We start from the raw sequence: 10,000 nt of genomic DNA, 5'->3' as shown, positions 1-10,000 counted from the left end.
GATAATATCATCGCAATCGAAGCTCCAATCGGCATTGGACTCATATAAGGTCCCATCATTCCAGATACGAAAGCCATAGGTAAAATCGCTGCAATCACAGTAAACGTTGCTAAAATCGTTGGATTACCTACTTCATTAATTGCATAAATTGCCGCTTGTTTGAATGGCAGTCGCTTCATTTTGAAATGACGATGCATGTTTTCGGCAATAATAATACTATCGTCAACCACAATACCCACTACGAAAACTAGGGCAAAAAGGGTAATTCGGTTTAGGGTATATCCTAATAAATAGTAACTAAATAAAGTCAAAGCAAAGGTTAATGGAACTGAGAAGAAAACCACTAATCCACCTCTCCAACCCATAGCTAACATTACCAAAACCGTTACCGCAATAATAGCAACACCTAAGTGCAACAACAACTCTCCTACTTTGTGCGAAGCCGTTTCTCCGTAATTACGAGTTACTTCTACATGCACATCGGCAGGAATAATATTTTTCTTTAAGCTTTCAACTTTAGAAATGATTTTCTCTGAAATCTGCATCGCATCGGCACCTTTTACTTTCGCTATCGAAATGGTAACAGCAGGATATTCCGAATTATGTTTTGAAAATTTCTCATTCGCTTTTCCGTAACCAAAAGACACATAATTCTTAGGTGTTTGTGGTCCGTCTTGAATTGTAGCGACTTGTTTTAAGTAAACAGGCATGTTATTATTCACTCCTACTACCAAGTTTTCTACATCTTCTGAAGTGGCTAAAAATTTACCTGTTGTAACTAAATACTCTGTATCATTTTGAACAAAACTTCCTGATTGCGAACTACCGTTGTTGGCTTGAATCATCTGCATAATGCCCAAAGCATCTACACCATTTTCAGCCATTTTATCTTTGTCTAAAACTACTTTTAGCTCACGTGTTCTACCACCGATTTCTTTAGTAATGGCAACGTCTTTTACTTTTTCAACTTCTGAAGTAACTTCTTCTGCTATTTGACGTAATTGGAAATCATCGTATTTTTCACTCCAAAGCGTTAATCCTAACATCGGAACATCGTCTATAGAGCGAGTTTTTACGATAGGTTGCATAACTCCTTCTGGAAACATAGTGCGGTTTTTCATCAATTCGTCGTATAATTTTACATACGAATCTTCACTGTTTTCACCTACATAAAATTGCACCACCATCATAGAATAGCCATTCATCGCCATGCTGTGAATGTGCTCAACTCCTTTGATGTTACCAATAATTTTTTCTAATGGTTTTACCACTCTATTTTCTATCTCAGACGGACTTGCGCCAGGATACATGACCATAACATCGGCCATAGGAACGTTAATTTGTGGTTCTTCTTCCCTTGGAATTAAAAACGAACTATATGTACCAATAATCATCAACGCCACCATCAATAAAATGGTTAATTTAGAGTTGATAAAGAAATTGGCTATTTTACCTGATATACCTTCTTGCATTGTTTTTAAGTTTAAATGTTTATAGCATTCTTTTTACTGAACACTAACCTTCGCTCCGTTGAATAATTTACCTTCTGCTGAAACGATATATTGCTCGTCTGCTGATAATCCTGATAACACTTCTACCTGATTTCCGAATGTTTTTCCGATTCTTAACCATCTTAGAATAGCGACATTACCACTTCCTACTGTGTAAATTCCGGTTAACTGTCCTTGTTTTACTAAAGCGCTTTCAGGAACCAAAACCACATCCGATTTTACAGCAGTCGTTTCTTTTTTAGCCGTTGGAAATTGTACGTTGACAAACATTCCAGATAAGATTTCTTTATCCATTTTATCCAAAGTAACTTTCACCAAATATTGTCCTCCTGTATTTTTTGCGGATAAACTCACTTCAGAAACTTTTCCAGTAACTTCTTTATTTAACGATTTCACGTTGATTTTAACTGGCATTCCGTTTTTTACATTGGAAATATCACTTTCTGAAACCATTGCGGTTACTTGTAATCTTGAAGCGCCTTCAATACTTACTAAAGGCATTCCTGGGTTTGCCATATCGCCTTCTTTTACGAAAGTATTGGTAACTGTTCCTGAAAATGGAGCGGTGATATTCGAATAAGAAAACTGCGCCATCACTTCATTACTCATTTGTTTGGCTGCTTCTAAACCTGCTTTTGCCATTTCGTAGCGAGCCGTCATATCGTCTAATTCTTTTTGAGAAGCCGATTGTTGCCCAAACAAATTCACAAAACGATCATAATCTTTTTTCGCGTTGTTGTAAGCAGCTGTAGCTTGTGTGATTGAAGCATCTACTTGTGCTTTTTTTGCTTGTAAATCCGTATTATTGATGCTTACCAAAAGTTGTCCAGCTGAAACATTTTGTCCCACTTTTACATTGACTTTGGTTATATAACCCATCATTCTAGTACTTAAATTAGCACTATTTTCAGATTCTATTTTTCCACTTGCCGTTATGTATGGACTATTAGAACTTTCTAAATTACCCGCTATTTTTACTGGAATTGCAGGTAAATCAGTAATATTTTCTTTTTTATCACTTCCACAAGAAGTTAAGATTAGGGATGATAGTGTGATGATTGTTATTATTTTTTTCATAGTCTTATTTCGTTAAAAATTGTAAGTATTGTTTGGTAAAGTTATATTCGAAAACGGCTTGCAAATGCTCTAATTCTTTTTGCGCCATTTGCGTTTCAGCCATTAGTAAATCGGTAGTTTTTTCTAATCCTTGTGTGAATCGGTTTTGACGAATTCTAAAAGCTTCTTGCGATTGTTCAAAAGCTAATTTGGATAAATTCACTTTATTTTCTGCATCAAGTAATTGACGATTGGTTTTGTTCAGTTCTAACTGACTTTGTTTTTTGTATTGTTCGGTTTCAACCGTTGCTTTTTCAAAATCTGCTTTTGCTTTTTGCGTTTTTCCGATGTTTTTATAGCCATCGAAAACATTCCATGATAATTGTGCTCCTACAACATATCCTTTGGCTGAAGTTTGGAACACATGTTGGTCATACAATTCGTAACTTCCAAAAGCATTTAATCGTGGTAAGAAGCCGAATTTAGAAGATTGAAACATTTTTTGATACGCTTCTGCTGATTTTTGCATCGCTTGAATATCTTTTCTAGAATCAGAAAGTGTTGTGTTGATACTTTCAATGACAATTGCATTATCTAATGCTTCTACTGGCTTATAAGTTTTTCCAGACATATCTTCATTCAATAGGAACGCTAAATAATCCGAAGCATTTTGCACATTGGATTTAGCATATTGCAATTGATTAGCGATTTCATTCACACGAACTTGAACATTTAATAAATCTGTTTTTTGTAGCATTCCGTTTTTGAAATAGTTTTCTACCAATTTTAAATTGCCTTGTGCCGTTGAATTTGCTTTTTCTAAAACTTTTACTGCTTTATAAGCCAATTGCAATTGCATGTAGGCTTTTGAAACTTCAAGTTCTAAATATTCTTTAGTGCGCTCAGTTTGTAATTGAAAAGCATCCATTTTAGCTCTTGCAGCTTGTCTTCCATACAAACCATCTAAGTTGATAAGTGGTTGTTGTACTTCTATTTTGGTGGCAAAATTTTGCGTTTTATCAGGATTATTTAATAATGCCGGATTAAAATCGGAGGCCGTCAAGATTTCTTGATTTAATTTCGAACCAAAAGCCATTAATGGATTGGTTGTGACTATTCCTGTATGCGAAACATTAATATTGGGCAAAAAGAGTGCATTCGATTGACGATAATCCGCTTTTGCAGACTGAAATGATTTTTCTGCCACTTTAATTTGTAGATTATTTTCAGTGACTTTCTGTAATAAATCATTTTTTGAAATCCTCAAAGTATCTTGCGCAAGAGCAGAAATAGACACCAATCCAAGTACGATTATTAAATTGATTTTTTTCATAGTTAGTTTTATTCTTAATTAACAATACAAATGTACGTTCGTAAAAAAAGGTAGTCGGTAACATGAGTTACACAGCCTTGTGACAATTGTTACAAAAAGAAAGAGCGCCTGTAAAAGACGCTCTGACTAACCAATAAAACTAAAAACAATCATCATCTTCAAAATGATTATTACTTTCTTGTTCCACCATGTCCACCTGCCACAATTTTTAAAATTCTAATGTTTAAATAAAAGAATTTGAATAATTGAATCAATGGATTTTGCATTTTGGAACGCTGTGCGTTTGATATTCTTTGTGTCATAATTTTAAAATTTTATTCAGGAATTAACCACCAAAAAGGTTTCATTTTTGCTTTGTAAATAAAAGCGTAGTGTAAGGATAATTTCACCCAATGTCCTGCTAAACCGATATCTCCAAAAGTTTTTTTAATGTCTCTTCCACCTGTATTTGGATATTTTTTATAATCGGGAACAATGGGATAGGTTGTAATACTTACACCACTTCCTTGCGTCATTCCATAACCTGCTGATGCAATACAAGCAGCTCCCATATTTCCTAATGAACCTTTATGATGTAATGATTCTTTTCCAGTTTTGATTGAATCTATAATATTATCAGCTACTAATTTTGCTGTAATTCCAGAAGGCATACCAGTTCGTGGTGGAGCTGGGAAAATTTCGGTTCCGTTTTTACTTTTTCTTGGTTTTGATATCGTATGTGGTGGTGCGAAAGCAATTCCAGGTGCGAAAATATTTTTATAGCTTGGATTTTGATATGTTTCTGGCCAATCTTGAACCGTCCATTCTTCATAAGGTTTTGGTGTATAATCAGCATCAACTACCATGAAACCTCTGAATAATTTTTCGATAATATTCTGTCCGTCTTTGTCGTAGGCTTGAAAACCATGTCCAGAGAAAGCAGGAATAAGCATTCCAAAATCAAAAGTTTCTGTTTTGTATTCTCCTTCTAAATTTTCATAGTGTACGATTCCGTCTTCTACTTTAGTTACACCAGCACCTAAAATCCATTTGATGCCACGATCTTCAAAAATCATTTCCACCATATCTTTTGATTTCATATTGAAACCATTGTATTCCATCAACATACCATCCATTCCAAAATCACCTAATTCGTATTCATTGGAAATCCATGTAATTTCAGCTTTATCTCGAACACCAAATTTTTGCAATTCTTTTTCTACATTCAAAATATATTCAAAAGCTGCGCCTTGACACGTTGCTTTAGCATGACCTGTTCCAATTAAAATCTTTGATTTTTTATCTGACTTTTTCAGTTGGTCTATTAATTTATGAAGAGCTTCTGAAGCTTTTTCAGCATGATCATAAGTACAAACGGAATACACTTTGTTCGTTTCAGGTACTAATCCTTCCGTCATATCAAAAGCTAATTTTGGGCCGGTAGCATTAATAAGATAATCGTAGGTCACTTTTTCTTGTTTTCCTAAATTATCTCCAAAAACGCCTTCCACTAAAATATAAGGTTTTTGTTCAGAACCATCTCCTTCTGGATGAAAGGAAACAGCTTTTGCTTGCTTGTAACCAATACCTTTTCTTTTATATAAAGGTTCTAGAGGAAAAATTACTTCTTTAGATTTCATTCTACCTATTCCAACCCATATATTTGAGGGAACCCATTGGTAATTTCTATTGGGAGACACTACTAAAACTTCGTGTTCCTTACCTAATTTTCTTCTTAAGTGAGCTGCCGCTGTATGTCCAGCTATACCAGCACCTAAAACAACTATTTTTGACATATTTTTTCGCTTTATAAAATCAAATTTAGATGTTATGTATTTGTGCTACAGCAACATTTGTTACATAAAAAAACGCCTCGATAAAATCGAGGCGTTCTAAATTTATTTTGAATAAAACTATTCCGCTTTTTTCTCAGCAGCTTTTTTAGATGAACAACATCCTCCTGATTTAGCTTCTGAACCACAAGATTTTTTATCTGCAGTTGAACAAGATTTTTCAGTTTTAGCTGTTTCTTTTTTTGCTTTTTGTTTAGGCTCTTGAGCATTAACATTCATTGATAACATAAAAGCGGCAACAGCCATGATAGAAACTAATTTTTTCATTTTGTGTATTTTTTAAATTGTTATTTATTCTTTTTTGTTTGTGTTGTGCTATTACAAATATATATAATTTTAGAAATAGTACTCTTAATTTTTTATTAATTTAACAGTATCACTTTTTTATCACTTTTTGAGACACATAAAATTTGTCGTCAAAAACAAAAGTAATAATTACAAACGCTGACTTAGCCGAAGCCAAACTAAAGTTCATAACATTTGTTCCTGCTTTCACATCTTCGATTTCTCCTTCTTCTGCAATTTTACCATCTAAAGTAGTTAGAATATAATTGACTTTAGCCGAATAAGGCATGTCAAATTGAATTCTAACCGTATCATTTGATGTTGGATTAGGAGAAACCGTAAACGAAAACGGATTTTTACCATCAATTTGAGGTGTGCTTAATAACGGATTTTTAACTAATTCAACTTGGTAAACCGTTGGATCAGCACTAGTCAAACTAGTTTGATTATCGGTAAACGCTGATGTTGAAGAACTTTGAATGCCTCCAAATAAATATCCAATTACAAATTCATCCGCTGTAATATTCGACAACTGAATAACTTCGTTTGCATAATGCGGTAAATTTTCATTCGGAATAAATTCGGCTCCAGCGCCTTTTAAATTTAGCATCTCGATGGGTAATTGATATTCGAGTAAACTTCCATCTGCAAAACGTGTTGTTCTACTTATAGTTTTCACAAATGGCACCGTATCATCTTGCAATAAAGTGTCATTTTGATAGTAATATTGACTTATTCCACCAAAAAACAAATTGTGCATTCTGTTATTGGTAGCATCATACAAACAAGCCTTCCCACTGTGATAATTGCTCAAATATTGATTAAATTGCGTCTGTGGAAAATAACCTCCTGCTTTAATATCAACTGGATATAAAAACGGTAAATCCACTGCAATTTGAAATACACCAGACGAAATCGTGTAACCTAATTCTCCATTAGGAAATATTTGAGGCAACAAATTATAATCGCGACGATGTAAATGAACCGCATCCACTATTTCTTCATAATTGGCATAACTCAAATTGCTTCCCGAGTTATCAATCGTAAATTTTCGGATAGCATTGGAATAGGTTTGAGTAAAAGTTGGATTATTCATCGGATTGTATCGACCATCAAAACGATGTCCGCCTACCAAATAAAACGTATTCCCAATTTTACCCAATTGTCCACCTGTAATAGCAAAAACATCATGGGTGATTTGCTTGAAATACGAAGTAATTGGAGTTCCCGCCACAATAGCGTTAATCAAATTAGGTACATCAACCGAAGTCAAATTATTGAACGTTTTATGATCGGCAGCTGTTGTAGAATACGCATATCCTCCAACAATAAATAAAGCATCACCATCTTGATAAAAATTCATGTTGGTCGATTGCAATTGTTCTTTGATTCCTGTCGGAAGCGAATTCACTGAAGCTGACCACGATTGTTGCGTTGCAATATCAACCACATAAATATCGGTATTGTTTTTCGCTCCTGGAAAAGCATTAAAAGGTTGGCGCGCATGAACACCATCTTTTCGACCTCCAATGATTAGCCATTTTCCATTGTGCTGCGCAAAAGCATACGAATGCAATCCCGGTAATCCTGAAACTGTAACGGGAGTTAGCACCACATCATATTCAAAGGTAGTTTGTGCTGTTGTTGACTGAAAAAAAGCCAACAAAAACACGATTAAAATATTTTTCATTTTATTCCATTATAAGTTAAGCTTGTGTAAGAACACAAACATGAAAATCAACTTTTTAAGTTAGGAAATGAAAAACTTCGGCGGATGCCAAATGGAATCTTGGTATTTAGAAATAAAGATTTTCTCGTAATTCGATTGTTCTTTTTCGATTTGAAATTCAGGGAAAATAATTTCAGGTTTAAAATCCAATTCACCTACAAATTGAACGGGACTGAAATTCAAACTCATGATGATTTTTCCTTTCTCGCAACCTGAAGATTCAGAATCTGATTTATGGCAGGTTTGTTCACAATTTTCACTCACCAAGATTTTCATTGCTCTTACAGACGGCAAAGCCACCAAAAGCAACAGATAAACACATAGTATGTGAACAGAAAATTTCATTCAACAAATTTACACAAATTGTAAAAGCATTAGGCAACAATTGTTACACAAGCAATTAGGATTTCTTCTTCTTAAAAAAATCACCTATCATGTTGAAGAATAATCCTCCTAATACACCTCCGTACAAAGTACTATTTAATGGTTTCGAAGTGATAGAACAGGTTCCAGAAACACATCCAATATAATGGTAATAAGCATAACCCGAAATTAATCCGACTACAACTCCTACAAGCGTAATTATGATTTCTTTTTTATTCATCTCGCTTTAAAAGAACAAAGTTACAATACACACAAATGTAAAAGAGTAACAAAAGTTACTAAAACTGAAAATAAATAAACGGCTGTGTATCGGCTGAAGCTGTGGCATACACTACCCAATAAATCAATCCTAATAAAACAGCTTTTGCAACCAATGGTAATGTCGAAAATGTTTTTTGCATTCCGGCTAATGTTTTCACTGGAACAAAATGCCAAACTACTCCAATTGCGATTAACAAAAAGACATTTCTATATCCTAAAATAATGGTTTGCCATTGCTCAAGATTGAAAGTTAATTTGGTAATATTGTCTGCAATTTGAAATGCTGTAGTAAAATCTTTTGCTCTAAAAAACAACCAACAAAACACCACAAAATGGAACGTCAAAATAACTTGAATGGTTCTAACAAATACATTTTTAGGCAACTTGATAAACTGTCCAAAGAATTTTTCTACTACCAAAGCTAATCCGTGCAAAACTCCCCAGACTACAAATTTCCAGGAAGCGCCGTGCCATAATCCACCAAGCAACATCGTCATGAATAAGTTGAAATAGGTTCTAATTTTGCCTTTTCGGTTTCCGCCTAAAGAAATATATAAATAATCTCGCAACCAACTCGAAAGTGAAATATGCCATCTTCTCCAAAACTCAGTAATAGATCCCGATTGGTATGGTGTTCTAAAGTTATCAGGTAACCAGAATCCCATCAATAAAGCTAATCCAATAGCAATATCAGAATATCCTGAAAAGTCACAATAAATTTGAATTGCATATCCGTAAGATGCCATTAAATTTTCGAAAGCAGTATAACTGTTTGGAGCATCAAAAACACGGTCAACAAAGTTACTCGAAATGTAATCTGAAATCACCGCTTTCTTTAATAAACCTCCAATAATTAAGAATAAAGCACGATTGAAATCTTCTTTCGTTAACTTTAATTTCTCATAAATCTGAGGAATGAAATCACTTGCTCTTACAATAGGTCCTGCTACTAATTGCGGGAAAAACGATACGAAAAACAAGAAATCCATGAAACTTTTCGTAGGCTCTAATTCTCTTCGATATACATCAATCGTGTAACTTAAGGTTTGAAAGGTATAAAATGAAATTCCGACAGGAAGAATAATATCTTCAAACTTCATATTTCCACTAAAAAGAGCGTTGTAATTATCAATGAAGAAATTGGTATATTTAAAATACGCTAACATTCCCAAATTAATCAACAAACTCAATATCATGTAAAATTTACGATACCCTTGTTTGGCTTCTTCATAAATTAATCGCGATAAAGCATAATCGACTACCGATGAAAAAATCAACAATCCAAAATATATTCCACTTGATTTATAATAGAAAAACAAAGAAAATAACACCACATAAGTAATGCGGAAATAATGGGTTTTTCTAGATAAAATGTAAATAATATAGAAAACTAAAAAGAATCCTAAAAAAATTGCACTATTAAATAATAGTGGTTGTTTTGGGTTGAATAAAAACCAGTTTTTAATGGTGGCTAAATCGATATTCCCTACATTTTCAAGAAACCAATTTTGTATGCTAAAAAGTGCTTTCACTACTGCTTTGTCGATTTAAATAATTCGTATGATTGTAAAAAAGCTTCAAAAAACAATTCGCCTTGTTTTTCATATCC

The 10,000-nt window shown here is 33.8% G+C and carries 10 protein-coding genes; all 10 read right to left on the bottom strand.

Translation table 11 applies throughout. The annotated features are described in order from the left end of the window. A partial coding sequence (locus tag LDL23_RS06075; RefSeq protein WP_291264912.1) for an efflux RND transporter permease subunit occupies positions 1–1,472 on the bottom strand: 1,472 nt, incomplete at its 3' end. A gap of 33 nt (positions 1,473–1,505) precedes the next feature. Further along, positions 1,506–2,588 carry an efflux RND transporter periplasmic adaptor subunit gene (locus LDL23_RS06070; protein WP_291264911.1) on the bottom strand — a complete coding sequence of 361 codons (1,083 nt, stop codon included), beginning with the start codon at positions 2,586–2,588 and terminating at the stop codon, positions 1,506–1,508. A gap of 4 nt (positions 2,589–2,592) precedes the next feature. Beyond that, on the bottom strand, positions 2,593–3,900 hold the full coding sequence (locus LDL23_RS06065) for a TolC family protein (RefSeq protein ID WP_291264910.1): 1,308 nt from the start codon (positions 3,898–3,900) through the stop codon (positions 2,593–2,595). 170 nt (positions 3,901–4,070) lie between these two features. Next, complete coding sequence (locus tag LDL23_RS06060) at positions 4,071–4,202, bottom strand: hypothetical protein (RefSeq protein WP_255471468.1); 132 nt, start codon at positions 4,200–4,202, stop codon at positions 4,071–4,073. Between the two features lie 12 nt (positions 4,203–4,214). Then, the gene (locus LDL23_RS06055) at positions 4,215–5,675 is read right to left on the bottom strand and encodes an FAD-dependent oxidoreductase (protein ID WP_291264909.1); all 1,461 of its coding nucleotides are present in this window, start codon (positions 5,673–5,675) and stop codon (positions 4,215–4,217) included. Between the two features lie 117 nt (positions 5,676–5,792). Next, positions 5,793–5,999, bottom strand: coding sequence for a hypothetical protein (locus LDL23_RS06050; protein ID WP_291264908.1), 207 nt, complete (start codon positions 5,997–5,999; stop codon positions 5,793–5,795). 109 nt (positions 6,000–6,108) lie between these two features. Continuing rightward, positions 6,109–7,707, bottom strand: a complete 1,599-nt coding sequence (locus tag LDL23_RS06045) for a hypothetical protein (RefSeq protein ID WP_291264907.1) — start codon at positions 7,705–7,707, stop codon at positions 6,109–6,111. Between the two features lie 60 nt (positions 7,708–7,767). Beyond that, on the bottom strand, positions 7,768–8,091 hold the full coding sequence (locus tag LDL23_RS06040) for a hypothetical protein (protein WP_291264906.1): 324 nt from the start codon (positions 8,089–8,091) through the stop codon (positions 7,768–7,770). 55 nt (positions 8,092–8,146) lie between these two features. Next, positions 8,147–8,350 carry a DUF6132 family protein gene (locus LDL23_RS06035; protein WP_291264905.1) on the bottom strand — a complete coding sequence of 68 codons (204 nt, stop codon included), beginning with the start codon at positions 8,348–8,350 and terminating at the stop codon, positions 8,147–8,149. A gap of 58 nt (positions 8,351–8,408) precedes the next feature. Then, positions 8,409–9,923: an MBOAT family O-acyltransferase gene (locus LDL23_RS06030; protein ID WP_291264904.1), complete on the bottom strand. Its 1,515-nt coding sequence runs from the start codon at positions 9,921–9,923 to the stop codon at positions 8,409–8,411. Positions 9,924–10,000 lie beyond the last annotated feature (77 nt).

The sequence above is a fragment of the Flavobacterium sp. genome, assembly GCF_020217025.1.
In the GTDB taxonomy this organism is placed as follows: Bacteria; Bacteroidota; Bacteroidia; order Flavobacteriales; family Flavobacteriaceae; genus Flavobacterium.
Note: the sequence above shows the minus strand (reverse complement) of the source record. Positions and strands in the feature narration are given on the sequence as shown.

Bases quoted from the DNA above. Each gene is read 5' to 3' on its own strand.
- LDL23_RS06070 (WP_291264911.1), bottom strand. From the start codon at position 2,588: ATGAAAAAAATAATAACAATCATCACACTATCATCCCTAATCTTAACT.
- LDL23_RS06065 (WP_291264910.1), bottom strand. From the start codon at position 3,900: ATGAAAAAAATCAATTTAATAATCGTACTTGGATTGGTGTCTATTTCT.
- LDL23_RS06060 (WP_255471468.1), bottom strand. From the start codon at position 4,202: ATGACACAAAGAATATCAAACGCACAGCGTTCCAAAATGCAAAATCCA.
- LDL23_RS06055 (WP_291264909.1), bottom strand. From the start codon at position 5,675: ATGTCAAAAATAGTTGTTTTAGGTGCTGGTATAGCTGGACATACAGCG.
- LDL23_RS06050 (WP_291264908.1), bottom strand. From the start codon at position 5,999: ATGAAAAAATTAGTTTCTATCATGGCTGTTGCCGCTTTTATGTTATCA.
- LDL23_RS06045 (WP_291264907.1), bottom strand. From the start codon at position 7,707: ATGAAAAATATTTTAATCGTGTTTTTGTTGGCTTTTTTTCAGTCAACA.
- LDL23_RS06040 (WP_291264906.1), bottom strand. From the start codon at position 8,091: ATGAAATTTTCTGTTCACATACTATGTGTTTATCTGTTGCTTTTGGTG.
- LDL23_RS06035 (WP_291264905.1), bottom strand. From the start codon at position 8,350: ATGAATAAAAAAGAAATCATAATTACGCTTGTAGGAGTTGTAGTCGGA.